Source organism: Cryobacterium sp. M23, from assembly GCF_002929655.1.
Taxonomy (GTDB): Bacteria; Actinomycetota; Actinomycetes; order Actinomycetales; family Microbacteriaceae; genus Cryobacterium; species Cryobacterium sandaracinum.
The window spans coordinates 210351-234990 of record NZ_PJJV01000082.1 but is presented as its reverse complement, the minus strand read 5'-3'; the positions used below and the strand labels follow the sequence as shown (position 1 = coordinate 234990).

24 protein-coding genes, 1 tRNA gene and 2 pseudogenes are annotated in these 24640 nt (G+C 66.5%); 10 read left to right on the top strand and 17 right to left on the bottom strand.

What is annotated here, in order from left to right; genetic code table 11:
* Positions 1-86 precede the first annotated feature (86 nt).
* Positions 87-944: a Cof-type HAD-IIB family hydrolase gene (locus CXY82_RS16665; protein ID WP_158251975.1), complete on the bottom strand. Its 858-nt coding sequence runs from the start codon at positions 942-944 to the stop codon at positions 87-89.
* A 250-nt stretch (positions 945-1194) separates the two neighbouring features.
* Between CXY82_RS16665 and CXY82_RS16660 the strand changes: the two genes are divergently transcribed.
* Complete coding sequence (locus tag CXY82_RS16660) at positions 1195-1980, top strand: acetoin reductase (RefSeq protein WP_104100116.1); 786 nt, start codon at positions 1195-1197, stop codon at positions 1978-1980.
* 138 nt (positions 1981-2118) lie between these two features.
* Here CXY82_RS16660 and CXY82_RS16655 read toward each other — a convergent pair.
* The 6 genes and pseudogenes from CXY82_RS16655 to CXY82_RS16630 form a co-directional block, all read right to left on the bottom strand.
* Positions 2119-3192: pseudogene (locus CXY82_RS16655) on the bottom strand (YihY/virulence factor BrkB family protein).
* A 246-nt stretch (positions 3193-3438) separates the two neighbouring features.
* Positions 3439-3513: transfer RNA gene (locus tag CXY82_RS16650), tRNA-Arg, on the bottom strand.
* Positions 3514-3570: 57 nt separating this feature from the next.
* The gene (locus tag CXY82_RS16645) at positions 3571-4599 is read right to left on the bottom strand and encodes a CHAP domain-containing protein (protein ID WP_134542857.1); all 1029 of its coding nucleotides are present in this window, start codon (positions 4597-4599) and stop codon (positions 3571-3573) included.
* A gap of 107 nt (positions 4600-4706) precedes the next feature.
* Entirely contained in the window at positions 4707-5204 is a 498-nt protein-coding gene (locus tag CXY82_RS16640; protein WP_104100118.1) for an HNH endonuclease, read from the bottom strand.
* 363 nt (positions 5205-5567) lie between these two features.
* Positions 5568-6458, bottom strand: coding sequence for a C40 family peptidase (locus CXY82_RS17675; protein ID WP_233199396.1), 891 nt, complete (start codon positions 6456-6458; stop codon positions 5568-5570).
* A 263-nt stretch (positions 6459-6721) separates the two neighbouring features.
* On the bottom strand, positions 6722-7429 hold the full coding sequence (locus tag CXY82_RS16630) for a metal-dependent transcriptional regulator (RefSeq protein ID WP_104171871.1): 708 nt from the start codon (positions 7427-7429) through the stop codon (positions 6722-6724).
* A 73-nt stretch (positions 7430-7502) separates the two neighbouring features.
* Between CXY82_RS16630 and serC the strand changes: the two genes are divergently transcribed.
* Positions 7503-8621, top strand: a complete 1119-nt coding sequence (gene serC / locus CXY82_RS16625; protein WP_104171870.1) for a phosphoserine transaminase — start codon at positions 7503-7505, stop codon at positions 8619-8621.
* An 8-nt stretch (positions 8622-8629) separates the two neighbouring features.
* Positions 8630-8797 (top strand): annotated as a pseudogene (locus tag CXY82_RS16620) (DUF2530 domain-containing protein); the annotation flags it as partial.
* On the opposite strand, the gene CXY82_RS16615 reads toward CXY82_RS16620, so the two are convergent.
* Both CXY82_RS16615 and CXY82_RS16610 read right to left on the bottom strand, forming a co-directional pair.
* The gene (locus CXY82_RS16615; RefSeq protein WP_233199395.1) at positions 8726-9376 is read right to left on the bottom strand and encodes a DUF3027 domain-containing protein; all 651 of its coding nucleotides are present in this window, start codon (positions 9374-9376) and stop codon (positions 8726-8728) included. The pseudogene CXY82_RS16620 and the gene CXY82_RS16615 overlap by 72 nt on opposite strands.
* Complete coding sequence (locus tag CXY82_RS16610; protein ID WP_104171911.1) at positions 9369-9749, bottom strand: cold-shock protein; 381 nt, start codon at positions 9747-9749, stop codon at positions 9369-9371. Before CXY82_RS16610 ends, CXY82_RS16615 begins: the two co-directional genes overlap by 8 nt.
* Positions 9750-9842: 93 nt before the next feature.
* Here CXY82_RS16610 and CXY82_RS16605 point away from each other — a divergent pair, with 93 nt between their 5' ends.
* Genes CXY82_RS16605 through CXY82_RS16595 form a run of 3 tightly spaced genes read left to right on the top strand, consistent with a single transcriptional unit; the run spans position 9843 to position 13691 of the window.
* On the top strand, positions 9843-10118 hold the full coding sequence (locus tag CXY82_RS16605; protein ID WP_134542856.1) for a hypothetical protein: 276 nt from the start codon (positions 9843-9845) through the stop codon (positions 10116-10118).
* Positions 10119-10120: 2 nt separating this feature from the next.
* The gene (locus tag CXY82_RS16600) at positions 10121-11995 is read left to right on the top strand and encodes a helicase-associated domain-containing protein (RefSeq protein WP_104171868.1); all 1875 of its coding nucleotides are present in this window, start codon (positions 10121-10123) and stop codon (positions 11993-11995) included.
* Positions 11996-12035: 40 nt separating this feature from the next.
* Positions 12036-13691, top strand: coding sequence for a DNA repair helicase XPB (locus tag CXY82_RS16595; protein WP_104171867.1), 1656 nt, complete (start codon positions 12036-12038; stop codon positions 13689-13691).
* Positions 13692-13710: 19 nt separating this feature from the next.
* Here CXY82_RS16595 and CXY82_RS16590 read toward each other — a convergent pair whose 3' ends face one another.
* Genes CXY82_RS16590 through CXY82_RS16580 form a run of 3 tightly spaced genes read right to left on the bottom strand, consistent with a single transcriptional unit; the run spans position 13711 to position 16602 of the window.
* On the bottom strand, positions 13711-14439 hold the full coding sequence (locus CXY82_RS16590; protein WP_104171866.1) for a pyrimidine reductase family protein: 729 nt from the start codon (positions 14437-14439) through the stop codon (positions 13711-13713).
* Positions 14439-15347, bottom strand: a complete 909-nt coding sequence (gene folP, locus CXY82_RS16585; RefSeq protein WP_104171865.1) for a dihydropteroate synthase — start codon at positions 15345-15347, stop codon at positions 14439-14441. The genes CXY82_RS16590 and folP overlap by 1 nt, the downstream gene beginning before the upstream one ends.
* A 10-nt stretch (positions 15348-15357) precedes the next feature.
* Entirely contained in the window at positions 15358-16602 is a 1245-nt protein-coding gene (locus tag CXY82_RS16580) for an NAD(P)/FAD-dependent oxidoreductase (protein ID WP_104171864.1), read from the bottom strand.
* A 108-nt stretch (positions 16603-16710) separates the two neighbouring features.
* Between CXY82_RS16580 and CXY82_RS16575 the strand changes: the two genes are divergently transcribed.
* The 3 genes from CXY82_RS16575 (at position 16711) to CXY82_RS16565 (ending at position 19584) form a co-directional block, all read left to right on the top strand.
* Positions 16711-17403 (top strand): response regulator transcription factor, encoded by a 693-nt coding sequence (locus tag CXY82_RS16575; protein WP_104171863.1) that lies wholly within the window; start codon positions 16711-16713, stop codon positions 17401-17403.
* 30 nt (positions 17404-17433) lie between these two features.
* Positions 17434-19149, top strand: coding sequence for a cell wall metabolism sensor histidine kinase WalK (locus tag CXY82_RS16570; RefSeq protein ID WP_104171862.1), 1716 nt, complete (start codon positions 17434-17436; stop codon positions 19147-19149).
* 144 nt (positions 19150-19293) lie between these two features.
* Complete coding sequence (locus tag CXY82_RS16565; RefSeq protein ID WP_104100130.1) at positions 19294-19584, top strand: WXG100 family type VII secretion target; 291 nt, start codon at positions 19294-19296, stop codon at positions 19582-19584.
* A 172-nt stretch (positions 19585-19756) separates the two neighbouring features.
* Here the strand turns inward: CXY82_RS16565 and groL are convergent, their stop codons facing one another.
* The 5 genes from groL to CXY82_RS16540 all read right to left on the bottom strand — a co-directional run bounded on the left by groL (position 19757) and on the right by CXY82_RS16540 (position 24047).
* Positions 19757-21376, bottom strand: a complete 1620-nt coding sequence (gene groL / locus CXY82_RS16560) for a chaperonin GroEL (protein WP_104100131.1) — start codon at positions 21374-21376, stop codon at positions 19757-19759.
* A 131-nt stretch (positions 21377-21507) separates the two neighbouring features.
* Entirely contained in the window at positions 21508-22587 is a 1080-nt protein-coding gene (locus tag CXY82_RS16555) for a DUF3048 domain-containing protein (protein WP_158251974.1), read from the bottom strand.
* Between the two features lie 91 nt (positions 22588-22678).
* Complete coding sequence (locus CXY82_RS16550; RefSeq protein WP_104100133.1) at positions 22679-22882, bottom strand: cold-shock protein; 204 nt, start codon at positions 22880-22882, stop codon at positions 22679-22681.
* 212 nt (positions 22883-23094) lie between these two features.
* Positions 23095-23673: a LytR C-terminal domain-containing protein gene (locus CXY82_RS16545; RefSeq protein WP_104171860.1), complete on the bottom strand. Its 579-nt coding sequence runs from the start codon at positions 23671-23673 to the stop codon at positions 23095-23097.
* 62 nt (positions 23674-23735) lie between these two features.
* Positions 23736-24047, bottom strand: coding sequence for a DUF3263 domain-containing protein (locus CXY82_RS16540; protein ID WP_104171859.1), 312 nt, complete (start codon positions 24045-24047; stop codon positions 23736-23738).
* A 191-nt stretch (positions 24048-24238) separates the two neighbouring features.
* Here CXY82_RS16540 and msrB point away from each other — a divergent pair, with 191 nt between their 5' ends.
* Positions 24239-24640 (top strand): peptide-methionine (R)-S-oxide reductase MsrB, encoded by a 402-nt coding sequence (gene msrB, locus CXY82_RS16535; protein ID WP_104171858.1) that lies wholly within the window; start codon positions 24239-24241, stop codon positions 24638-24640.

Below are 24640 nucleotides of genomic sequence, written 5' to 3'. Positions count from 1 at the left end.
AGCCACCGCGCGCCACCAGTTTAGAACCCGCAGGTAACAGGGAGGTGTCCGGTTACGGTGACACCGGCGACGGGTGCCGCGACGCGTCAGATCAGACCGTGGCGGCGGAAGGCGTTCCAGACGCCGTCGCCCTGCACGGTGGTGGTGACCTCGTCGGCGTAGGCCTTGACGGCATCCGAGGCGTTGCCCATGGCGATGCCGACCCCGCAGACCTGCAGCATCTCGATGTCGTTGCTGCTGTCACCGATGCCGAGGGCGGATGCCGCGTCGAGGCCGAGCCGGTCGAGGAGCCGCAGGATCGTGGAGCCCTTGTTCACACCATTCAGCGTCACCTCGCCGCTGCCGCGCCCCATGTGCGGGATGGTTCCGGTGATGACATGGAAGTCTCCGCTGAGCGCGTCCGACACCCGGTCGTACGCCCGGAGGTCGCCGGCGAGGAACACCGACTTCGCGATGCCCGTGAGACTGAAGGGGCGCACATCGGCGAAGGCTTTCAGCGCCGGGTGTGCGACGGCACCGGTGACGGATGCCGTCGCATACCCGGCTCCCACCTTCCGCTTTTCGCCGGACGCGTAGTAGTCCGCGAAGCGGTCATGCACGCCGGGGCTCGGGTACAGCTCGTCAAAGGACTGCAGGTAGAAGTCGTACCCTGACTCCTCATAGAAGCTGATCATCCGGGCCACGGCCGCTTCGGGCATCGAGCGTTCGATCACGAGCTCATCGCCGATCTCCGCGAACCCGCCGCCGGAGCTGATGAAACCGTCGAATCCGATGTCGCGGATCGCGGGGTAGATCTCCACGGACGCCCGTCCGGTGCTGAGGTACACCAGGTGCCCGTTGTGCCGGGCGGCGCGCACCGCGTCGATCGCCGACTCCGCGATCATCGAGCCGGTCTCCATGAGCGTGCCGTCAACGTCGACGAACGCGATGCGGGGGGAAATCATGAGGCACTCCAGACGAGGTGGTCTCCGGGACGTGTGCATCATCGGAGACGACCGGAGTGTGGTGATCGTATACATCGACGCTAGCTGCTGAGGCGTGTACCGCGTGACCGGGTAACATCGGCGAACCGGTCGACAGATCTGTCGCCTAGCCTGAAGGGGTCCGGATGATCGTCTGACCGACACCGTCAGGGCTGCGGGTCAACGACGCCAAACGGCGCTCAGCATGCCCGAACCAGAAATGAGAACCACCATGACCGTTTCGAACAAAGTCGCACTCGTCACCGGAGCCGGGCAGGGAATCGGACGCGGCATCGCACTCCGCCTCGCCCAGGACGGCTTCGACATCGCCGTCGCCGACCTCGACTTCCAGGCAGAAAAGGGGGCCGGTGTCGTCGCCGAAATCGAGGCTTTCGGGCGCAGGGCCGTCTTCGTCACCGCCGACGTCTCCAACCGCGATGATGTGTTCGCCGCCGTCGACACCGCGGCCGAGAAGCTCGGCGGATTCGACGTGATCGTCAACAACGCCGGCATCGCCCAGGTCACGCCCATGCTCGAGGTCACGGCGGACGATCTGGAGAAGATCTTCCGCATCAACGTGAACAGCGTCGTCTGGGGGATCCAGGCCGCGGTCGCGAAGCTCGACGAACTCGGCCACGCCGGCAAGATCATCAACGCCGCCTCCATCGCCGCCATCCAGGGCTTCCCCATCCTCGGCGCCTACTCGGCCTCGAAGTTCGCCGTCCGCGGCATCACTCAGGCTGCCGCCCAGGAGCTCGCACCTCGGGGCATCACGGTCAACGCCTACGCCCCCGGCATCGTCGGCACCGGCATGTGGGACCTGATCGACGAGAAGCTCAGCGCCATCAACGGCAAGCCGCTCGGCCAGAACCTCAAGGAAAACGTCGACGGCATCGCGCTCGGCCGCATCGAGACCCCGGAGGACGTCGCCAAGATCGTGTCGTTCTTCGCCGGCCCCGACTCCGACTACGTCACCGGCCAGGTCCTGCTCGTCGACGGCGGGATGCTCTACAACTAGGGCCTGGAGCGCCCCGGGGAACGACGCTCAGTGACACCCGGAGGCGAGGTTGGGAGCAATCCGGACCTCGCCATCCGTGCGCGGACGCTGGGTGTTTCTGGAAGGATTCGAATCCCCAACCGGTTCCCGGCCGTCGCCCTATTTCTTCTTCTTCGACTCGCTGTCGTCACTCGTTCGTCTGTTCAGTCGCAACCGTCGGCCGATCGCGATGTCCTCGCGTACCTTGTCGGCGGCCTTGTCGCTCTTGCGGGTGTCCCGCGGCGGCAGCTGAAGTTCTTCTTCTGCGGCGATGCCCGCCTGCAGCTCACGGCCCCGTTCCAGCTCGGCGTCGAATTCGGCACCGAAGAGCAGGGCGAGGTTGGCTATCCATAGCCAGAGCAGGAACACCACGATGCCGGCCAGGGAACCATACGTGCGGTCGCAGTTGGAGAAATTGGTGACGTAGAGGCCGAACAGGAATGAGGAGATCACCAGAGTGAGGAATGCGAGTAACGCACCAGGCTGATCCATCGGAACTTGGGCTGCTGGGCGTTGGAGGTTGCCTAGTACAGGATTGCGATGATCAATACGGCGGCTACCGCCAGGCTGGGCCACTTGATGACCGACCAGACGAACTGGACGGCCGACCCCAACCCGAGAGTGTTGCCGAGCGCATCGGTGACCGGACCCGACACGATCAGAACGACAAGCGCCACCACAATCAGCACAAACCACGGTCACGCCCAGCTGCATCGGGCGCAGCTTCCAGAACGGCCGGCCCTCGTCGATCTCGTAGATGCGGTTCATGGCCCGGCTGAACGCGCCGACGTACCCGGATGCTGACCACAGCGCCAACAGGATCCCGACGACGAGGGCGACACCGGCCGCCGGCGAGGAGCTGAACTGCTCGAGCGGGCCGCGCAGAGTGTCGACCGTGTCGCCGGGCGCGACCTCGTCAACGAGCGACAGGATTGAGTTCGTCGAGTTTGCACCCTGACCGAACGCTCCCAGGAGCGAGACCAGCGCAATCAGTGCGGGGAAGATCGACAGCACGGCGTAGTAGGTGAGGGCGGCGGCGAGGTCGGGGCACTGGTCGGCCGTGAATTCCCGCAGGGTCTTGCGCAGCACATACCGCCAGGACGGCTTGACGATCTCGCTCCGCGAGTCGGGTTTGCGGGAATCGTCGGGCGCCGGTGCTCGCTCGCTTTTTTCGCGCGCACTATTGCTAACCATGGGTGCTCTCCTCGGCTTCGCCAGCGATCGATTCGTGCGCGCCTCCGTCGCGCCGCCGCTGAGTGAGTTCGATTAGTTTCTTTGACTCCGGGAAGGAATTCAAGCCAATTCTGCACATCAGGTCAATCACACTATTTCCGTGACGAAGCGGGAAATTCCCCGTTTTTAAGGAAGGAAGTCGACCGCTCTACGGACACGTCGACACAAGGGCGATGTGCTGGTCGGTCGGCATCGACGGATGATTCGTGGTGCCCCTGGAGGGATTCGAACCCCCAACCGTTTCCTTAGGACGGAACTGCTCTTCCGTTGAGCTACAGAGGCTGGCCACTGAAGTTTAGCGGTTGTCGGCCGGCGCCGCAGCGCGCCGCTGCGACGCGCTTACGTCGGCGGGTACAGGAAGAGCGGAACCTCACTGGCCGACACGGTGCGCGTGTTGTACGCGTGACTGCCGTTCCAGTTGTATTCCTCGAGAATGACCGAGCCGTCGCTGTTGACCGACTGCACGTAGGCCACGTGGTTGTAGTTGAACCAGGCGACCGCGCCGACGACGGGAGTGTCGCCGGTGGCCCAGCCCTGGTCAGCCCAGGCGCTGGCCCAGTTGCTCGCGTTGCCGCCGCTGGGGGTGAGCTTGCTCCAGGTCCAGGTCCACGGGGAGCCGGTCGACCCGGCGTCGCGGTTGAGCCGATATGCCACGAAGTCCACGCATTCGCGGTAATAGTAGCCAAGCGGAGACAGTCCGCCGCCCTGGGTGTCGGTGGCCCGGTCGAACCACGGGTAGTCGTCGCCCTTGGCGCGCACGCTGTATACAGCGAAGTCGGTGGCAGCCGATCGGGCTGCCTCGGCGGTCTGCTGCGCGGCCAGTGCACGCTTGGCCTCGGCATCCCGCTGGGCGAGTTCGTCGCTCGTGGTCGCCGTGAAACCGTCGCGAGCGACGGTGATGGCTGCGGCGCCACTGTCCACCGTGACGCCCTGCGTGTCGGCAACCCGCGAAGTCGTCGAGGCGGTGTCGCTCGCACCGGGCGCGAACGCATAGGCCGGAAGGCCGGCGGTGAGGAACAGTCCCGGAATGGCCAGCAGGGTCACGGCGATTTTCATGGGCCGCCGGCGGCGCGACCGGGGCACCGGGCGGCTGACGGCCGGTGCGACCCGCGGGGGAGCGACCGGATTGAGCCGGTTGCTCCGCGCCGCGATCGATGCCTTTTCGAGGTCCAGAGCCTTGGTTTCCGCCACCGCAACCGCATCGGGAATGCGCACAGCCACCGGCACGTCCATGCGCACCGGAATGTTCACGGTGGCGTCGGCTCGGGCCTCTGCCGCCTCACGCTGCGCACGCAGTTCGCGGCGCGAGAGCGGAAAAATCGGGGTCTCTGGCGAACCAGAAGTGCCGGGTACGCCGGATTGGGGCAAAAGATGATCCTCTAACGCACCGAGATCGAGGTTCGGCGCTTCTCAACCCTAGGCGACGGCGACCAGGAAGTCACCTTCTGGCGTTACATCCCTGTTATATTCGCGGGTCAGGCGGCAGGAGCAAGGAATTCATCCCACTGCGGTAACGGCCGCTCAGCGCCGCGCACCACCCAGGTCGTGCCGACCGGCAATCCCGGGTGGAACAGGAGTTTCCAGCCCATCTCGGCCGGCGTCCGGTCGCTTTTGAGGTTGTTGCAGCGAAGGCAGCAGGCCACGAGATTGTCCCAGGTGTCCCGACCTCCGCGCGACCGAGGCATTACGTGGTCGATCGTGCTGGCGGTCTTGCCGCAGTACCCGCAGCGATGCTCGTCCCGGCGCAGCACGCCGCGACGGCTGACCGGCACCGCCCTGGACCGAGGGATGCGCACGTAACGCGTGAGCAAGATGACGCTCGGTCGCTCCCAGGAACCGGAGGCAGCACAGATCGGATGCCCCTGGTCGGCCTGCACGATCGTTGCCTTGTGATTCATGACCAGCACGAGTGCTCGTTTGAAGGACACCACGGCAAGGGGCTCATACCCCGCATTGAGGACCAGTGTGCGCATGCGTTCCCTTTCGAAAAGGGCTGGACGGCTTCCAGCCATTCGAACTACGACAGTCAGTGAGAAGGAGCGAACAGGCAAACAAAAAGGGCGCCGTCACCATGACAACGCCCTACCGGCCACACGGTGTCCCTGACACGCGCAACTCAAGTTTGCTCGACTGCTCTGCCGCAGCGCGGAGCGGCAGCGCACATCCATGGTGTGGATCGTGCGCCGCTCGCGCATGGGCTCTCCCGAAAACTCGCAAAACATCAGAGCAACAGGTTAACCCACATTCGGCGGCACCGCGAAGTGCGGGACGCCGAATGTGCTAGGTGTTACGAAACATTCATCTGGCGGCCGGCCGGCTCGGATCTTCCGGCAGGCTCAGATGCCGAGACGCACGATGTAGTACGAGCTGGTCCAGATCGGCTGCACACGCACGGCCGCCCCCTCATACGGCGCGTGCAGGATGTTGCCGTTGCCTGCGTAGAACCCGTCGTGGCCGTCCATGATGACGAGGTCACCCGGCTGAGCCTCAGATTCGGGGATTCGGGTGCCCGCCGCCCCCTGCCCGGTCGAGGAATGCGGCAGCGAGATGCCGAACTGCGCGTAGACGTACATGATGAAACCGGAACAATCGAAGCCGGCCGGGGTGGCCCCGCCGTAGACATAGGGGACACCCTGGTAGCCGGCCGCGACACTGTAGACGGATGCCAGGTCGAAATTCGGGTATGCCGGGGCAGCCAGGTAGTCGGCCGACGACGGACCGGAATACGACGCGGCGTAGGAGGTCATCGCGGCCGCGGCTTCCAGTCGGCGCCCCTCGGCGGCCGCTGCCTCGGACGCGGCAACGGCCGCCGCTGCTGCGGCCGCTGCCGCCGCCAGTTCCTCGGGGGTGGTGGCGGTGAACCCGTCGCGCGCGACGCTCACGGTATCGGCCGCGGCGGCGACCGCCACGGACTGCGCACCCGATTCGGTCAACTCGGCCGAGGCCGTTGACGCGTACTCCTCTTCGGTCGGCGCGAACGCATAGGCCGGGATGGCCATGGTCGCGACGAGGCCGCCGGCGAGAGTCATGAACACGATGTTCGCCACGGCGCCCCGGCGGCGTGACCGCGGGACGGAACGGGGGCCGGCGGCCCGATAGTGGCTGAGCTCCGCGTGTTCGTTGTCGTTGGTGATAGAAGCGCGGGTGATGGGAGCGAGGGTGATGGATCCGGTGGTGGCTATCGAGTTCGGGGCTCGACGGAAAATCTTCTTACCTAATGCGGCCAAAGTGTTTACCTCCGGCGCCTCGACAACACTAGGTAGTTGCCCCGTCCACTGCGCTCGTCGCGTGTGTGAGGAACGAATCAAGAGACGGGAAAGAAAGGCGTCTTGATCCGTGTCCGTCGACCGGAATCTGGACTGTGGACGACTCCAAGCTAACTGACGCACATCCGTTTGTCACGCCACCGGCTACTTTTTCTAACATATTGATAACAAAATTGTGGGGCGAGGGCTCAACGGCGACGGGGCAGGCGGTGACCTCCGAATGGCTAGGCGACCGCTGCCGGCGTGGCGACGAAGATGTGGCCGGCGACCTCGTTGGGCAGTTCCAGTCCGTCCTCGAACCCATGCACCTGCACGAGCACATAGGAGCCCACGGCGGAGAAAACCCCCGTGGCCCCGGGGAGCACACCGAAGTTTTTCAGCTGGGCCAGGAGCTCGGGGTCGACCTGAACGGGTTCGCCCAGACGGCGCACCACGGCGGTGACCGGACCGGCAGATCCGGTGACCAGGTCGACGAGGCTCGTCACCCCGGCCATGAACGCGACGGCCGGCGAATCGCCCAGCTCATCGAGGCCGGGGATGGGGTTGCCATACGGAGACTCGGTCGGGTGATCGAGCATCTCCAGGATTTTGCGCTCCACTCGCTCACTCATCACATGCTCCCAGCGGCATGCTTCGTCGTGGACGAATTCCCATTCGAGCCCGATTACGTCGCTGAGCAGGCGTTCCGCAAGCCGATGTTTGCGCATCACATGCACGGCCTTGCTGCGCCCGTCGACGGTGAGCTCAAGGTGCCGGTCGCCGGAGACGACTACGAGGCCATCCCGTTCCATCCGGGCCACGGTCTGCGACACGGTCGGCCCGGAGTGCCCGAGGCGTTCCGAGATGCGTGCTCGAAGGGGAACGATGTGCTCCTCTTCGAGATCGAGAATCGTGCGGAGGTACATTTCGGTGGTGTCGATGAGATCCGTCATGCCCAGCGTTCCTCTCGGCTCGGTACGTACTGCCCAACCTTATCGCCGCGAGAGCGGCCGTTAGAATCGCCCTATGTCGAACCTGATAATTCCCACGGAACTTCTGCCCGATGATGGACGATTTGGCTGCGGCCCGTCGAAAGTTCGAAAAGGACAACTCGAACATCTTTTAGAGTTCAGCGCGAGCGTGATGGGCACCTCCCATCGCCAGGCACCCGTCAAGAACTTGGTCGGTCGCGTGCGCACCGGCCTCGCGGACCTCCTTCGCGCCCCTGCCGGTTATGAAGTCATTATCGGCAACGGCGGGTCCACCGCGTTCTGGGACGCCGCCGCGTTCTCCCTTATTCTCCGCCGCAGCCAGAACCTCGTCTTCGGCGAGTTCGGCGGCAAGTTCGCCGCGGCCGCGGCCGCTCCGTTCCTCGAAGCGCCCGACGTGGTCAAGGCCCCGGCCGGATCGCGCAGCGAGTTCGTCGTGACCGAGGGTGTCGACGTCTACGCCTGGCCCCAGAACGAGACCTCGACCGGCGTCATGGCTCCGGTCACCCGCGTAGTTGCCGACCCCAACGCCCTGACAGTGATCGACGCCACCAGCGCGGCGGCCGGTATCGACTACGAGGCCGACCAGGCGGATGTCTACTACTTCGCGCCGCAGAAGAACCTCGCCTCCGACGGAGGCCTGTGGATGGCGCTCTTCTCCCCCGCCGCGATCGAGCGCGTCGAGCAGATCGCCGCGAGCGGGCGCTACATTCCCGAGTTCCTCAGCCTGAAGAACGCGATCGACAACTCGCGCCTCAACCAGACTCTGAACACTCCGGCCGTGGCCACGCTTCTTTTGATCGAGAACCAGCTCGACTGGATCAACGGATGCGGCGGCCTGGCGTGGGCGTCCGCGCGCACCCTCGAATCGTCATCCGTTCTCTACGACTGGGCCGAGAGCGTGCCGTTCGCGACGCCGTATGTCACCGACCCGGAGCACCGGTCACAGGTGGTCGCGACGATCGACTTCGACGACGCGATCGATGCCGCCGCCATCGCCAAGACCCTGCGCGCCAACGGGATCTCCGACACCGAGCCCTACCGCAAGCTCGGCCGCAACCAGTTGCGGGTTTCCACCTTCACCGCGATCGAGCCCGAAGACGTGCGCCAGCTCGTCCGCTCGATCGAGTTCGTGGTGCAGAACCTGGGCAAGTAGGCCTCGACATGCGGCTCTGGCTGAGAGACAGTGAGCGTCGGCCAGACCCGCTGCCGGCTCGAACGGATTCCCGCAAGGCTTTCCTTGCGGGCTCCGCCGGCTGGCTAGTGGCGCTCGCGCTCGCGCTCGTCTTCCGGGACGAACTCGCCGCCGCCGGAGTGGGCTGGTGGCTCTGGGCTGCCCTCATCGGCCTCGGCCTCGGCCTGCTCGGGATTGCCTGGGTACGGTTCCGGCGCCGTTAGGGCCTCACCGAAGTCGATCCCGTCAAGCACATCTTCGCCGCGGTCTTCGTCGTCGTCTGACTCGTCGCCGTCATCTCCGTCATCTCCGTCATCTCCGTCATCTCCGTCATCGCCGTCATCGTCAGATTCGTCGTCGTCGTCCGATTCGTCATCATCGCCCAACGCCTCGGCGTCGGCCACGGCCGCAGCCAGTTCCTGGGCCGTGCGGTAGTCGGCCAGGCGGTCAGACCACGGCACCCACTCCGGCGCGATCAGGGCGTCGTCGCCCGGCGTGAGCTCGGCTTCCAGAACCGACGGCTCGGAGCTCTTGTCCACCCGGGCGAGGGTGACCGTCCAACGCCAGCCCGGGTAGCCGGACAGGTTGCAGTCGAACAGCAGCGAGAGCACATGCTCGCCTTCGACGAGGTGGCCGAGGGGTTCGCCGATGCTGTCGGCCGGCGTGATCTCCAGCAGCGCGGTGCGCGCCTGGTCGACCGCGGACAGCAGGCGCTCGTCGGCAGCGGCCTCAGGCATCGAGTTCCTCCGCGACCTTGCGCAGCATGGCCGCGATCTTGTGGCTGTGGGTTTTGTCGGGGTAGCGGCCACGACGCAGGCTCGCTCCGATGCCGTCGAGGAGTTTCACCAGGTCCTCGACGATGACGGCCATGTCGTCAGCCGGCTTGCGGCTGAGTTTGACCAGGCTCGGCGGTGCCTCGAGAACGCGAACGGACAGCGCCTGTGCGCCCCGCTTGCCGTCGGCGATGCCGAATTCGAGCTTCGTTCCTGCCTTGACCGTGACTCCGGCGGGCAGTGCAGAAGCGTGGAGAAAGACCTCGTGGCCGTCATCAGAGGTGATGAAGCCGAAACCTTTCTCCTCGTCGTAGAACTTGACCTTGCCGGTGGGCATCTGGACCTCGCTGAATTCCGGGCGCGCGGATTGCGCGCCAACCACCCCCAGCCTATTCGGTCGGACCGGTTCCCGCCCCGTATCCTTGAGTCTGTGACCAATCAAACTCCACCCGCCGCGAGCCGGCTCGAACGCATCCTTGCTTACATGGTTGCGGGTGTGGTGGGTCTGTCCATCCTCGCGTTCCTTGCCGTCATCCTCGGCACAGCGGCCGGGGCCGGGGCGGACAACGGTTTCGGCCAGGGGGTCTGGCCGGCGGTGCTTGCTTTGCCGCTGTTTGGATTGCCTCTCGGATTCGTGCTGATCATCGTCCTCATGGTGATGTCCGGCATGCGTCGCGCTCGTGAGGCACGACAGAATAAGGAGTAGCAATGCTCGCACTCGCTTCGCGCCTTCGGGCGCTGGATGACGCAACGTTGCGTCGCACGATCGACATCCGCATGGTCTCGGCCACGGGCATCCGTGATTTCTTCGACCTGGCCGAGGCTCTCCTCGAACCAACCGCAATCCAACGGGTGCTGGCACGGCTCGATCGGGCCACCCTCGCCGTTCTCGCCGTCGCCGGTGAGCTCAGCCAGGGAACGGAGGTCGGCACGGCTGCCGCGCCGTCGCTGTTCGACCTCGCCGAGCGCCTGTCCGAACTGGCAGGTTCGCCCGTCGACGTGGCCGAGGTCGCCGGCCGTGCCGCCGAACTGGACTCCCTCATGCTCGCGCGCCTGACCGACGGGCGGTTCAGTCCCTACCCGGCGGTGGCCGCGCAACTGCTGACCTGGCCGGACCTGGGCCTGCCGACCGCGCTCGAGCTGGCTTCGACGCCCGCACCCGCGGCGCTGGCCAGTGTCGACACCACCGATACCCGCTTCACAGACCGTCTCGCGGCGGAGCGTGCCTTCGCCGCGGTGTCCTCCATCGCCGAACTGGTCACCGAGCTCGCCCGCGAGCCGGCCAGGGAGCTCAGCCGGGGCGGGCTCGGCCTGCCCGACACCAAGCGTCTGGCCGCCGTGATGGGGGTCGAACTCGAATTCGTGCCCTCCTTCGTCGCGACCGCGGCCCGAGCCGAACTCATCGCCCATTCCGACGGCTACTGGAATGAAACCGAAGCCGGCGAGGCCTGGCTGCTCGAGAGCACCGCCCGCCGCTGGGCGACCCTGGCCGACGCCTGGCATGCGGCCCTGCCGCCGGATGTGCGCGGGATACTCGCCCGCCGGCCCGGCGTGTCCTGGGGCGACGTGCTGCGCAGCTTCGTGGCCTGGCTCTACCCGGCCGGCGGCCAGTGGATGGACGACCGGGTCACCGAGTTCGCCGAGGACGCCGAACTGATCGGCATCACCGCCCACCAGACCACCAGCCCGGCCGGTGCTTCGGTGCTGGCCGGTGACCTCGAGGCGGCCGTCGCCACCATGGCGGCCGCGCTGCCGGCGACCGGCGGCGCGGTGTACCTGCAGAACGACCTGTCGATCGTGTCCCCCGGACCGCTCGCCCCCTCGATCGACAGCCGCCTGCGCGGGCTCGCCGACGTGGAGAGCCGGGAACTCGCCCTGAGCTACCGCATCACCGCCAACTCCGTGAACCGCGCCCTGGCGGCCGGCGAAAGCGCGGAGTCACTGCTCGATTTCCTGCGCACGGTCTCCCTGACCGGCATCCCACAGCCCGTCGACTACCTGATCCGGGAATCCGCCGCCCGCTACGGGCGCGTGCGCGTCGGCCCGACGGACCCGATGGAGTCCCCGGCCCAGGCCTATGTCCAGTCCGACGACGCGGCCCTGCTGAGCACCATCGCCGTGGACCAGACGCTCGCCTCCCTCGGCCTTGTGCCTGCCGAGGGCAGCCGACTGACCAGCCGGTTCCCCTCCGACGTGGTCTTCTGGGCGCTCAGCGATGCGCGCTACCCCGTCGCCGCGGAGGACGCCACCCATGAGATCGTGCACCTGCGCCGCCACCAGCTCGCTCGGGTCGTGCCGGTGGACGCCCCGGATCCGGCCGTCGCCCTGGTCGATAGGCTGCGTGCCGCCGATGGCGGCGAGGGCCAGGCAGCGGATGCCTGGCTCGCCCGCCAGCTCGACTTGGCAATCAAGGCGAAGCAGACCGTCGTCGTCAGCATCGCCATGCCCGGCGGTGTGGTGGTCGACTATCTGCTCGAGCCGGCCAGTGTGGGCGGCGGGCGCTTCCGGGCCCGGGACCGTCGCGCCGACATCGAACGCACGCTGCCTCTGTCCAGCATCATCAGCATCACGCCGGCGCCGTAGGTGCGGGCCTTCACGCTGACCGGGCGTAGGATTAACGGCTATGTCTGATGGCCCTCTGATCGTCCAAAGTGACCGTACGGTTTTGCTCGAAGTCGCCCACCCTCTTGCCGAGGATGCGCGCCACGACCTGGCCGTGTTCGCCGAGTTGGAGCGTGCCCCCGAGCACATCCACACCTACCGCATCACCCGGCTGGGGCTGTGGAATGCCCGCGCCGCGGGGCACGACGCCTCCAACATGCTGGCCACGCTCGAAAAGTACTCGAAGTTCGCCATCCCGCAGACCGTCAGCGTGGACATCACCGAGACGGTCGGCCGGTATGGCCGGCTCATCATCGAACGTGACACCGAGGGTCAGCTCATCCTGCAGAGCAACGACCAGGCCGTGCTCACCGAGATCGCCGGGGCCCGGCGCATCGCGCCCCTCCTGATCGGGCATCCGTCGCCGGACTCGTTCCTGGTCGAGCCGTGGGCGCGCGGCCAGCTCAAACAGGAACTGGTGAAACTGGGCTGGCCGGCCGAGGACCTCGCCGGCTACACGCCGGGAACGCCGCATCCGATCGGTCTTTTGGAAGACGGTTGGGCGCTCCGGGACTACCAGAACAAGGCCGTCTCCAGCTTCTTCGACGGCGGCTCCGGCGTGGTCGTGCTGCCCTGCGGGGCCGGAAAGACGCTGGTCGGCGCCGGGGCCATGGCCACCGCCAAGACCAACACGCTCATCCTCGTCACCAACACGGTCTCCGCCCGTCAGTGGCGCGACGAACTGCTCAAGCGCACGACCCTCACCGCCGACGAGATCGGCGAGTACTCCGGGCAGGTCAAGGAGGTCAGGCCGGTCACGATCGCGACCTACCAGATCCTCACCGCCAAACGGAAGGGCGAATACGCGCACCTCGAGCTACTCGACGCCATGGACTGGGGCCTCGTCATCTACGACGAGGTGCACCTGCTGCCGGCCCCCGTGTTCAAGCTGACCGCGGAGTTGCAGGCCCGCCGCCGCCTCGGCCTCACCGCCACCCTGGTGCGCGAGGACGGCCGCGAGGGCGACGTATTCAGCCTGATCGGCCCGAAGCGGTTCGACGCGCCCTGGAAGGAGATCGAGGCCCAGGGCTTCATCTCCCCAGCCTCCTGCTTCGAGGTGCGCATCGACCTGCCCCAGTCCGAGCGACTCAGCTATGCCGCCGCCGCCGACGACGAGCGCTACCGGATGGCCGCGACCGCACCCGCGAAGCTCGACGTCGTCAAGCGCCTGGTGGCCAAGCACCCCGGAGAACGCATCCTCGTGATCGGACAGTACCTCGACCAGATCGACGAGCTCGCCGAGGCCCTGAATGCCCCCAAGCTCACCGGTGCGACCCCTGTCGACGAGCGCGAGCGCCTCTACCAGGCCTTCCGAGTCGGCGAGGAGAAACTGCTCGTGGTGTCAAAGGTCGCGAATTTCTCGGTCGACCTGCCGGAGGCCACCGTCGCCATCCAGGTCTCGGGTTCCTTCGGCTCACGCCAGGAGGAGGCGCAGCGCCTCGGCCGGCTTCTGCGGCCGAAGGAGTCCGGTCTGTCCGCGAACTTCTACACGCTGGTGGCCCGCGACACCGTCGACCAGGACTTCGCCCAGAACCGCCAGCGCTTCCTCGCCGAGCAGGGCTACAGCTACACGATCCTTGACTCGCAGAATCTGGACGCGCAGGTCGTCTCCGTCTGACCGGCGATGAAACGGCCGGTCAGGCGGTCGGAAAGGAAGCCTTCCGGCGGGCATAGCGCAGGAACAGCATGTCCCCGGCGGTCAGCACGTGCAGCAGGGACATCTCCCGGATGATGGCGGCGGCACCGGCGGAGATCCGTCCGGCCGGGCCGCCCTCGAGCACGGGGCTGACGGTGAGGCACAGCTCGTCGACGCAGTCGGCGTCGATCAGCGCACCGAACAGGTTCGGCCCACCCTCGCAGAGCATCTGCGCCAGACCGCGCCGAGCCAGCTCCGCCCGCATCAGCCGCGGGTCCACGACGTCCTCCCCGCAGACCAGCACGTCCGCCACCTCTGCGAGCTCCGCGCGTCGCCGCAGCGGTGACGCTGCGTGCGTCACGACCAGCGGTCGCACGGCGGCGTCCGCGAACAGCGAGTGGCTCGGCTCGAGGTCCAGCCGTGAGGACACGATGGCGACGGGCAGCTGCGCCGGAAGTCCGTGCCGGACCCGCCACGCGGCATCTGCGGGGCCCTGACGGATGCCGACGTACCCCTCGGCGCGCACCGTGCCCGCACCGACCACGATCACGTCGGCGAGCATCCGAAGGGTATCGAAGACGAGCCTGTCGTCGGCGTTCCCGAGCCCGCCGCTCACGCCCTCCCGGGTGGCGGCGCCGTCGAGGCTGGCGATGAAATTTACTCGCAGGTGCGGCAGAGTGCGGTCAGGCACCCGGTAACGGATGATCAGCTCGTCACGATCCAGCAGCATCAGGCCAGGTTATGGCGCACGTACGCCGGTTCGCGGAAGCCCAGGATCGCCTCGGTCATCCGCACGGCGTCGACCGCGGCGACGACGTTGTGCATCCGCACGATCCGGGCGCCCTGCAGGATGCTGTAGACGGCGGCGGCGAGCGATCCCGCGATCCGGTCGCCCCGCTCACGGTTCAGCGTCTCCCCGATGAAGTCCTTGTTCGAGACTGCGACCAGAGTGGGGTAGCCGAGCGCGGTGATCTCGCCGAGCCTCCGGGTCAGCTCGAGCGAGTGGTAGGTGTTCTTGTTCAGGTCGTGCCCGGGGTCGACGATGATGCGGGATGCCGGGACGCCGCGACTCCGGGCCAGCTCGATCCGTTCATCCAAGAAGGCTGCGACCTCGTGCACCACGTCGCCGTAGGTGGGCCCCGGCCACGGTGTGCGCGGCGGCGCGAGGCTGTGGGTGATCACCAGCGTCGCGTCGCTGTCCGCGACGACGTCAGCCATGGCCGGGTCGTGCACCCCGGTGGTGTCGTTGATCACGTGGGCGCCGGCGGCCAGGCTGGCGCGCGCCACGGCGGGATGAAAGGTGTCGACGGAGATGACGACGCCCGAGCCGCGCAGGGCCTCGACCACCGGGACGACCCGGTCGATCTCCTCCTCAATCGGAATGGACGGGCCGGGCGCGAATCTCGCCCCGCCGATGTCGACCCAGTCGGCGCCGTCCAGGATGGCGCGCCGGGCGGCCGTGACGGCCTCGTCAAGAGCGAAGGTCGCCCCCTTGTCGTAGAAGGAATCCGGCGTGCGGTTGACGATGGCCATCACGGCCACCTCACGGGAAAAATCGAACAGTCTCTCCCCGATCAGTCGCCGTGGATGGATCAGGTCGGGCAGCGCCGGGCCAGGTCGAGTGGTCGCGTTGTCCATGTCAGGTCCTTCAGTCGGGTGCTCCGGCGAGAAGTTCGTCCAGCTCAATGTTCTCATCCGCGAGCCGGGTCGTGTCGACCCGCACCTCCGTCCGGATGAAGCGCTGCACCGTCTCGTTGACGTCCCACACGTTGACGTTCATGCCGGCGACGACCCTGCCGCCCAACACCCAGAACGCGATGAATTCCCGCCTCGCCGGGTCACCGCGAAACACGACCTCCGCATCCCGGGCAAGTGCGCCGTACCCCGAGTACTCCATCCCGAGGTCGAACTGGTCGGTGTAGAAGTACGGGATCGCGTCGTAGCTGACCGCCTGGTCAAGCATCGAGCGGCCGGCCGCGGCGCCGGCCCGCTCGGCGTTGTCCCAGTGCTCGACGCGCAGATGGTGCCGCAGCACCGGGTGGAAGACCGTGGCGACGTCACCCACCGCGTAGACGTCCGGGTCAATGGACCGGAACGCCGCGTCGACGACGATGCCGTCGTCGACGGTCAGGCCCGCGTCCCGGGCCAGATCCGTGTTAGGCACCGCGCCGATGCCGATGACGACGACATCGGCCGAAACGACCTCGCCGCCGGGGAGTCCCACTCCGGTGACCCTCCCCTGCGTCCCGATCAGTCGGTCGGCGTGCGTTTCCATCCGCAGATCCACCCCGTTCACGCGGTGCAGCTCCGCGAACACCGACCCGACCTCGTCGCCGATCACCGGGGCCAGCGGCACGCCGTCCCGCCCGAGCACCGTGACGGTGTTGCCGTAACCGCGGGCGGCCGCGGCGACTTCGAGACCGATCCAGCCGGCCCCGACGATCACGACCCGGCGGTTTCCCGGCTCCAGCTCGGCTCGCAGCGCCTGCGACTCGCCGACCGTGCGCAGATGGTGCACCCCGGCCAGGTCTGCGCCCGGGCCGGGAAAGCGCCGTGACGACGCCCCTGTTGCGAGGAGCAACCTGTCGTAGCGCACCGATTTGCCCTCCCGCAGGGTCAGCTCGTGGGTGTCGAGCGCCAGCCCGGTCACCCGGGCACCCAGCCGCACGTCGATGCCCCGCTCGTCGTACCACGGTGCCGGGTGCACGTCGATCGTGTCCCGGGCGGCCCGCCCGGCCAGGTAGTCCTTGGAGAGGGGCGGCCGCACGTAGGGGTACTCGGTCTCCCCGGCCAGCAACACGATGCTCCCGTCGAACCCCTCGGAACGGATGGCCTCGGCCGCTCTGGCCCCGGCCAAACCGGCCCCCACAATCGCAAAAGTCGGAACAGTCATTCTGGTCTCCCCACGCCGCGGCAGTCTGGTTTGCTCACCAATCTACTCGCCAGCGCGCATACCGGGCATTTTCAGTAAACCTTCAGCTAACGCGCAGATACTGATCTCATGACTGACGGCCCACGCATCCTTATTGTCGACGACGAACCCAATATCCGGGATCTTCTCACCACCAGCCTGCGCTTCGCCGGATTCGCCGTGCGAGCCGTCGGAAACGGCGCGCAGGCGATCTCCGCCGTCCTCGAGGAAGAACCCGACCTCATCATCCTTGACGTCATGCTGCCGGACATGAACGGTTTCGGAGTGACCAAGCGCCTGCGGACCGCCGGCTACACGGCCCCGATCCTCTTCCTCACGGCGAAGGACGACACCGAAGACAAGATCACCGGTCTGACGGTCGGCGGCGACGACTACGTCACCAAGCCGTTCAGCCTCGATGAGATTGTGGCCCGGATCAAGGCCATCCTGCGCCGGACCATGCACGCCGACGAAGACGCGGTCATCCGCGCCGGCGAACTCACCATGGACCAGGACACCCACGAGGTCCTGGTCGGCGACGCCCCCATCGAACTCAGTCCGACCGAGTTCAAGCTTCTGCGCTACCTCATGCTGAACCCGAACCGGGTCCTGTCGAAGGCTCAGATCCTGGACCATGTGTGGGAGTACGACTTCAACGGTGACGCCGGCATCGTCGAGTCCTACATTTCTTACCTCCGCCGCAAGGTGGACGCGCACTCGACCGAACCCCTCATCCAGACCAAGCGCGGCTTCGGTTACATGCTCAAAGCCGCCAAGGCGTAGTCACAGGCTGCGCTCATACACTGGGCTCCTATGCATCAGTCACTTATGGAGCGGTGGAGCCGCATTTCCCTGCGTTCCAAAATCACGGGCGTCACGGTCCTGATGCTGACGCTCGGCCTGCTCGTCTCCGGCATCGGCACGATGGCCATGCTTCGCCAATACGTGATCCAGCAGGTCGATTCGCAGCTGCAGATCGACGCCCAGTCCGCCTCGAACAGCTACTCGGCGGCGGCTCTCGGCCAGGGCACCACAGCCGTGGTCTCTTCGGACTACTACGTCGCCCTGTATGACGAGCACGGCAGCCTCAAGGACCGCACCTGGCGGGATGTCCCGCGCAGTGAGCTGCCTATCCTGACCGCACCGCTCGACCTGCAGACCGTGATGGAGCTCGACGGCAAGACGATGACTCTGGTGGACTCGGCACACGACACCGAGTTCTTGGCCGTCGCCGTGCCGCTCGTGATCTCGCCGCAGGGAACCTTGGGCACGCTGGTCATGGCGGTCTCGTTGAGGCCGACCGAGAACACCATGGCCACCTACCTCACCATTTTCCTGGGGTTCGGGCTCGGGGTCGTGCTGGTGGGCGCCCTGCTCACCCGGCTCCTGGTGACCACCACCTTTGCACCGCTGCGAGAGGTGGAGCGCACGGCCGCGGCCATCGCCGATGGCGACTTCAGCCAGCGGCTCGGCGGCGCCACGCCCAACACCGAGGTCGGTCGCCTCAACCGATCGCTCAACACCATGCTGAGCCGCATCGACCGCCTCTTCAAGGACCGCGCCCGCACCATCGACCAGATGCGCCGCTTCGTCGGCGACGCCAGCCACGAGTTGCGCACTCCCCTCGTCTCGGTGCGCGGCTACGCCGAGCTCTACCGAATGGGTGCCCTGCAGACCCCGGAAGAAATCGCACAGGCCATGGAGCGCATCGAGAAAGAAGCGATCCGCATGGGCGGCCTCGTCGAAGACCTGCTCGAGCTGGCCCGGCTCGACGAGACAAAGCCGCTTGCCCTCGCGCCGGTCGACCTGATGCCGCTCGCCCGTGACGCGGCCCTCGACGCCATGGCCTCCTCCCCCGGTCGCACCATCACCGTCGTCACGCCGATCCCCACCGAGATCGAGGACAGCACCGAACGCCCCGCCATCGACCTCGCTCACTCAACGGGAGAAGTCCCCTCCGCTGCCGCACCAGGTTCGAAGCCCGACGAGCCGAACCACCTGGCGGGCGGATCCGTCTCTTTCGCCGGGGCAACCCTGGCGCGGCTGCGCACCCGCAAACCGCGCAAAGCGGATGTTGCGCTGCCGGCTCCGGAACAGACTCCGGTGACCGAGCCCGGCACTGTGCAGGCCGTGGTGATGGCCGAGGAGAACAAGATCCGCCAGGTCATCACGAACCTGATGGGCAACGCGCTACGCTTCAGCCCGACGGACAGCCCGGTCGAGCTCGAGGTCGCAGTCGACCGCCGAAACCAGCGCGCCTCCATCGCCGTCATCGACCATGGTGAGGGTATCCCACCGCAGATCAGGGAGAAAATCTTCCAGCGCTTCTGGCGTGCGGACACCTCCCGTGCACGGGAGACCGGCGGCAGCGGGCTCGGCCTGGCGATCGTCGCCTCGATCGTCGCCAGCCACAACGGCACCGTCCAGGTCGTGGACACCCCCGGCGGCGGCGCAACGTTCCGGGTCTGGTTCCCACTGGCCTGTTCTCCGAGCGCGCCCCAGCGCGTCGCCCCCGTCATCACGTCGTAGCCGCGTGCCGCGGCGTCAAACCCCCCGCGGTTCCTCCCCCGCGGTCCGGGAGGATGATTTGCCATGGCACAACGGCAGCCAACGGGAACGGCTGCAGGCGGCTCCGTAGTCTGATCGGTATCTTCCCCTGCCGAAAGGACCCCCATGACCCGCTATCAGGTCGACAGCGAAGCAGTGCTCCACACCACCTCCGTGGCGCGCGCCACGATCGGGCGCATCCAGGGCGAGGTCGCCGGGCTCATCGCCCAGCTGACCGCGCTGGAGGGCTCGTGGACGGGCCAGGCCGCCACCGCGTTCCAGGCGGCGGTCTCGGACTGGCGTGCCACCCAACAGCAGGTGGCCCAGAGCGCGGAGGGATTGAATCTGGCCCTGAACCAAGCCGGCCAGCAGTACGCCGAGATCGAGCAGGCCAACGCGCGCCTCTTCCTGCGTTAGCCGCGACCGCCTGCGCATTGGCGACGCCTGTTTTGACGACGCCTGTTTTAGCGACGCCTGTTTTAGCGACGCCTGCATTAACGACGCCTGTTTTAGCGAGGCCTGCATTAACGACACAGGGCGCCTCCCGGCGGAGGCGCCCTGTGTTGTGAAGCGGTGAAGCGGTGTGGACTTAGAAGTCCATTCCGCCGCCCTGGTCGCCGGCCGGAGCAGCGTTCTTCTCCGGCTTGTCGGCGACTACGGCCTCGGTGGTGAGGAACAGTCCGGCGATCGACGCTGCGTTCAGCAGCGCGGAACGGGTGACCTTCACCGGGTCATTGATTCCGGCGGCGAGCATGTCGACGTACTCACCGGTCGCGGCGTTGAGGCCCCAACCGATCGGCAGGTTGCGCACCTTGTCGGCGACAACGCCCGGCTCCATGCCGGCGTTGAGGGCGATCTGCTTGAGTGGAGCGTCGATGGCAACCTTGACGATGTTCGCTCCCGTTGCCTCGTCGCCGACCAGCTCGAGCTTCTCGAACGCGGTCTTGCCGGCCTGGATCAACGCAACGCCACCACCGGCGACGATGCCCTCTTCGACGGCAGCCTTCGCGTTGCGGACGGCATCCTCGATGCGGTGCTTGCGCTCCTTGAGCTCAACCTCCGTCGCGGCGCCGGCCTTGATGACTGCGACTCCGCCGGCGAGCTTGGCGAGACGCTCCTGGAGCTTCTCGCGGTCGTAGTCGCTGTCGGTGTTTTCGATCTCGCTGCGGATCTGCTGGACACGTCCGGCGATGGCTTCGGGGTCTCCGGCGCCTTCGACGATGGTGGTCTCGTCCTTGGTGATGACGATCTTGCGCGCGTTGCCGAGGAGGTCAAGCGTGACGTTCTCGAGCTTGAGACCGACCTCTTCGCTGATGACCTGTCCACCGGTGAGGATGGCGATGTCCTGCAGCTGGGCCTTGCGACGGTCACCGAAGCCGGGAGCCTTGACGGCGACCGACTTGAAGATTCCGCGGATCTTGTTCACCACGAGCGTGGCCAAGGCCTCGCCGTCGACGTCCTCGGCGATGATGAGGAGCTGCTTGCCGGTCTGGATGACCTTGTCCACGATGGGGAGCAAGTCCTTGATGTTGGAGACCTTGGAGTTGACGATCAGGATGTAGGGGTCTTCGAAGACCGCTTCCTGACGGTCGGGGTCGGTCACGAAGTAGGCGGACAGGAAGCCCTTGTCGAAGCGCATGCCCTCGGTGAGCTCGAGCTCGGTGCCGAGAGTGTTCGACTCCTCGACGGTGACAACACCCTCCTTGCCGACCTTGTCGATGGCCTCGGCGATGATGGCGCCGATTTCGGCGTCACCGGCGGAGATGGAAGCGGTGGCCGCGATCTCTTCCTTGGTCTCGACCTCTTTGGCGTTGGCGATGAGCTCAGCGATCACGGCGGCCGTGGCCTTCTCGATGCCACGCTTGAGGCTGATCGGGTCTGCTCCGGCCGCGACGTTGCGCAGGCCTTCACGAACGAGCGCCTGAGCCAGGACGGTGGCGGTGGTGGTTCCGTCGCCCGCGACGTCATCGGTCTTCTTGGCGACCTCCTTGACGAGCTCGGCACCGATCTTCTCGTACGGGTCGTCGAGTTCGATCTCCTTGGCGATGGACACGCCATCGTTGGTGATCGTGGGAGCGCCCCACTTCTTTTCCAGCACCACGTTACGTCCGCGCGGGCCGAGGGTGACCTTGACAGTGTCAGCGAGGATGTTCAGGCCACGCTCAAGGCCGCGACGGGCCTCTTCGTTGAAAGCAATGATCTTTGCCATATGTGTTTCTCGTCCCTCCCGGACGTTACCAAAACGGTGATGGGTTGGCACTCAAACAGAGAGAGTGCCAAGTTGATTCTGGCACTCTGGGGTCGAGAGTGCAAGTGAACGGCAAGGTGCCGCAGCCGCGGCTACGGCACCAGCACAACCGTGCCTCGGTCCGACGGCACCAGCTCGATCCAGGTGTTACCGGCGGCGAGACGAATCGTCACGCCGAAGTCATCGACGAGACGGATGGGGGCGGTCTGGTCGGCCTTGGACCAGACCGCATGCACGGACTTGCCGCCGGCCGAGACCCAGGCTTCCCCCGAACCGATCATTGTCGTCGTGGGAACATCTCCGTAGGTGCCGTCGATCGCGACCCGCAGGACCAGGACGTTGGTCGCCCGCAGCTGCGCACCGGTGGCGTCGAGGTCAGGTGCGCCCTCCTGCGAGCGCAGGTAGGCAGCACCGGCCGCATCCCACGTCCAGCCGGGCCAACGGGCGGTGGAGAAGGTGGAGTTGATCGCCGCGACGGGCGCGCCGTCGACGGCCGCGGACGATCCCTGCACGGTCGCGGAGTAGGCAAATTGCTGGTTCGGCGGCGGCACGGTGGCGTTCCGCGCGACGAGCGCTGAGGCCTGGAGGATGACGTTGTGCGGGGCTTCCCGGTCATCCGAACGCGCGAAGAGGCCGGTGTCGTCGGTATCGAAGGCGGCGCTGACGACATCCGTCGCGTCCATCAGGTCGATGAATTTCTGTTGGCCGCCGGAATAAGCCGCGATCCCGCCGAAGGGCGCGATGATGTCCGGGTCCATGGGTCGGATCGATCGCACCGGCCCGACGAGTTCGGGCACGTCGGAATGCCAGACCGCGACATAACGGGTCAGCCCGCCCTCGACCAGTTCTTCGAAGACGATGTCGGCGCGCTCGAGAGAGAGCTGCGGCCTGGCCGCTTCGTGGTTGTCGATCTTCACCGAGAGGGCAGGGTTCTGGAGGCTCCCGGCCGGCACACTCGTGCCACGCAATGGGGCGACCGCCGGGTCTGCGGCCGACTCGAAGGTGGAGTTCCAGGGCGTGCTGGTCGAGCTTGTCGGCGGCTTCGGCGCGTCACTGGCGCATGCGGAGACCAGCAGAAGGGTCGGCAGAAGGACGACCCCGAGCATCCGGATGGACCGAATTCTCGGTGCCGCACTTCGTCGCTGCGCTTGAACCACTATTTTCGTTGTCACGCCCCAAACCCTAACGCGGCTGCACTGCCGCGCACACATACCCGGGAGCGACTCGACTCTTCGGTCGACCGCTGGAACATCCCCCGCTGGATCAGATCGGACGAACCGCTTCTGCCTGGGGCCCCTTTGCCCCTGTACCCAGTTCGAAGATGACGTGCTGTCCCTCTTCCAGAACCTTGTAGCCGTGCATGTCGATGGCCGAGTAGTGGACGAAGACGTCCTGGCCACCTCCATCGACGGTGATGAAGCCGAAACCCTTTTCAGCGTTGAACCATTTGACGGTTCCGTTCGCCATGTATAACTCCTTGTTGCTGTGAATTCGTCGACACGCGCCCGTTGGCCGTACCGGGCCTGGCGCAGGGATTGCGTCCATTGCATTCGACCGATGGAATACGTCTCCTGCGAGAACGCCCGGACAAACAAAATGAGGGACCAATGCTCAATTTACGGAAGCTCCGGAAGAACGAAAGGGGGTTGACGCGCGAGCGCCCGACGTATAGGCGACGGCTATTCGGCCGGCTCGTAGTCGGCGCCGACGACAACGGTCAGGTCCGCTGCGGAATCGGCGAAATCGCTTGAAAGCAGCACCTCCGAGCCGGGCAGTGACTCCGCGACTCCGCGGGCCGCTCCCTCCAGGGCCGCGTCGGCGTAGTAAACCGTCGTGGTTTGCACATCCTCCGTGCTCGCGTTGTCCAGCTCTTCGATCGTCCAGCCCTCCGCCTCGAGGACATCGCCAACGGACCGGGCGATCCCCTCGCCGGCGGTCCCGTTCAAAACGGTCACGGTCGAGTCAGGGTCCACGGTCGCGGCCGGCGTCGGCACCGGCGCCGGAGTGTCACTCGGAGTGGCGCTCGGCTCGGCCGCGCTGTCAGCAGTCGTCGCCGTGCCCGGCAACTCGAAGTTCAGGTTGTTGTTCAGGACGGCCAGGCCGACGACTCCGATGCCGACCAGCAGCACGGTTGCGCCGAGAGACCACCAAACTGCGACCCAGCCGCGCCCTTTCTTGCCGGGCGCGCGGTGGGCCCCCACCCGCTCCAGGGAGTGCGGGAGGTGGTCGAAGCGGTCTTTCGCGTAGGAGTTCGGCATCGTGAGGCTGGTCAGATCCTTTGTGGTGGTGATGAGACACGGGAAGGGTGCAGGTCAGGGAGTCAATCGGTGGACTGTAGCGACCGGCGCTCCCTTGCCTGCGACCGGGCGTCGCGCATCCGCTGCAGGCGTTTCACCAGCATCGGGTCGTGGGCCAGGGCCAGCGGCGAGTCGATCACAACCCCCAGTAGTTGATAGTACCGGGCGGCCGAGAGGCCGAACTCGGCCCGGATCGCCTGTTCCTTGGCGCCGGCATGCTTCCACCACTGCCGCTCGAAGGCGAGGATCAACCGGTCGCGCGCGGACAAGTCTGCCGGCGAGGAGGACTCCGAGGTAGGCTCCGCGGGAGTCGACGAACCGGGAGTTCCGTCCACGTGCCACCTCCCTCGATCTCTGCAATCCTAATTGTCGATGCCTGCGTACTCGCTGGGCCGTTGTGCCGTGCTGTCCAAGGTGGAAAAACCTGCCTGTCTCCTGATCGAGGAATACCGCCGCGGTCTGGCGAGTTTATTGTTGATACGGACAGATTTCGGCCTCTCCGGGGTCGAGCAGGAAGGAACGGAACATGGACTACGAGGTCGAGAAGTCGGATGCGCAGTGGCGCGCGGAGCTGAACCCCGAGCAGTACGCCGTACTTCGCGGCGCCGCCACCGAGCGGGCGTGGGCCGGCGAGCTCCTCGATGAGGGCCGCTCCGGGATTTACACCTGCGGGGCTTGCAATGCCGAGCTGTTCAAGAGCGGCACGAAGTTCGACTCCGGTTGCGGCTGGCCGAGCTTCTACGAATCGGTGCGTCCCGAGGCCGTTGAACTCCTCGAAGACCGCACCCTCGGCGTTGTGCGCACCGAGGTGCGCTGTGCGAAGTGCGGCTCGCACCTGGGCCACGTTTTCGACGACGGATTCGGAACGCCCACCGGCGACCGGTACTGCATGAACTCCATCTCGCTCAATTTCAAGCCGGTCGAGTAA

Bases quoted from the DNA above. Each gene is read 5' to 3' on its own strand.
- serC (WP_104171870.1), top strand. From the start codon at position 7,503: ATGTCGAACCTGATAATTCCCACGGAACTTCTGCCCGATGATGGACGA.
- msrB (WP_104171858.1), top strand. From the start codon at position 24,239: ATGGACTACGAGGTCGAGAAGTCGGATGCGCAGTGGCGCGCGGAGCTG.
- CXY82_RS16570 (WP_104171862.1), top strand. From the start codon at position 17,434: ATGCATCAGTCACTTATGGAGCGGTGGAGCCGCATTTCCCTGCGTTCC.
- CXY82_RS16630 (WP_104171871.1), bottom strand. From the start codon at position 7,429: ATGACGGATCTCATCGACACCACCGAAATGTACCTCCGCACGATTCTC.
- CXY82_RS16550 (WP_104100133.1), bottom strand. From the start codon at position 22,882: ATGGCGAACGGAACCGTCAAATGGTTCAACGCTGAAAAGGGTTTCGGC.
- CXY82_RS16575 (WP_104171863.1), top strand. From the start codon at position 16,711: ATGACTGACGGCCCACGCATCCTTATTGTCGACGACGAACCCAATATC.
- CXY82_RS16590 (WP_104171866.1), bottom strand. From the start codon at position 14,439: ATGCTGCTGGATCGTGACGAGCTGATCATCCGTTACCGGGTGCCTGAC.
- CXY82_RS16660 (WP_104100116.1), top strand. From the start codon at position 1,195: ATGACCGTTTCGAACAAAGTCGCACTCGTCACCGGAGCCGGGCAGGGA.
- CXY82_RS16595 (WP_104171867.1), top strand. From the start codon at position 12,036: ATGTCTGATGGCCCTCTGATCGTCCAAAGTGACCGTACGGTTTTGCTC.
- CXY82_RS16600 (WP_104171868.1), top strand. From the start codon at position 10,121: ATGCTCGCACTCGCTTCGCGCCTTCGGGCGCTGGATGACGCAACGTTG.
- CXY82_RS16615 (WP_233199395.1), bottom strand. From the start codon at position 9,376: ATGCCTGAGGCCGCTGCCGACGAGCGCCTGCTGTCCGCGGTCGACCAG.
- CXY82_RS16640 (WP_104100118.1), bottom strand. From the start codon at position 5,204: ATGCGCACACTGGTCCTCAATGCGGGGTATGAGCCCCTTGCCGTGGTG.
- CXY82_RS16580 (WP_104171864.1), bottom strand. From the start codon at position 16,602: ATGACTGTTCCGACTTTTGCGATTGTGGGGGCCGGTTTGGCCGGGGCC.
- CXY82_RS16610 (WP_104171911.1), bottom strand. From the start codon at position 9,749: ATGCCCACCGGCAAGGTCAAGTTCTACGACGAGGAGAAAGGTTTCGGC.
- groL (WP_104100131.1), bottom strand. From the start codon at position 21,376: ATGGCAAAGATCATTGCTTTCAACGAAGAGGCCCGTCGCGGCCTTGAG.
- CXY82_RS16565 (WP_104100130.1), top strand. From the start codon at position 19,294: ATGACCCGCTATCAGGTCGACAGCGAAGCAGTGCTCCACACCACCTCC.
- CXY82_RS16545 (WP_104171860.1), bottom strand. From the start codon at position 23,673: ATGCCGAACTCCTACGCGAAAGACCGCTTCGACCACCTCCCGCACTCC.
- CXY82_RS16665 (WP_158251975.1), bottom strand. From the start codon at position 944: ATGATTTCCCCCCGCATCGCGTTCGTCGACGTTGACGGCACGCTCATG.
- folP (WP_104171865.1), bottom strand. From the start codon at position 15,347: ATGGACAACGCGACCACTCGACCTGGCCCGGCGCTGCCCGACCTGATC.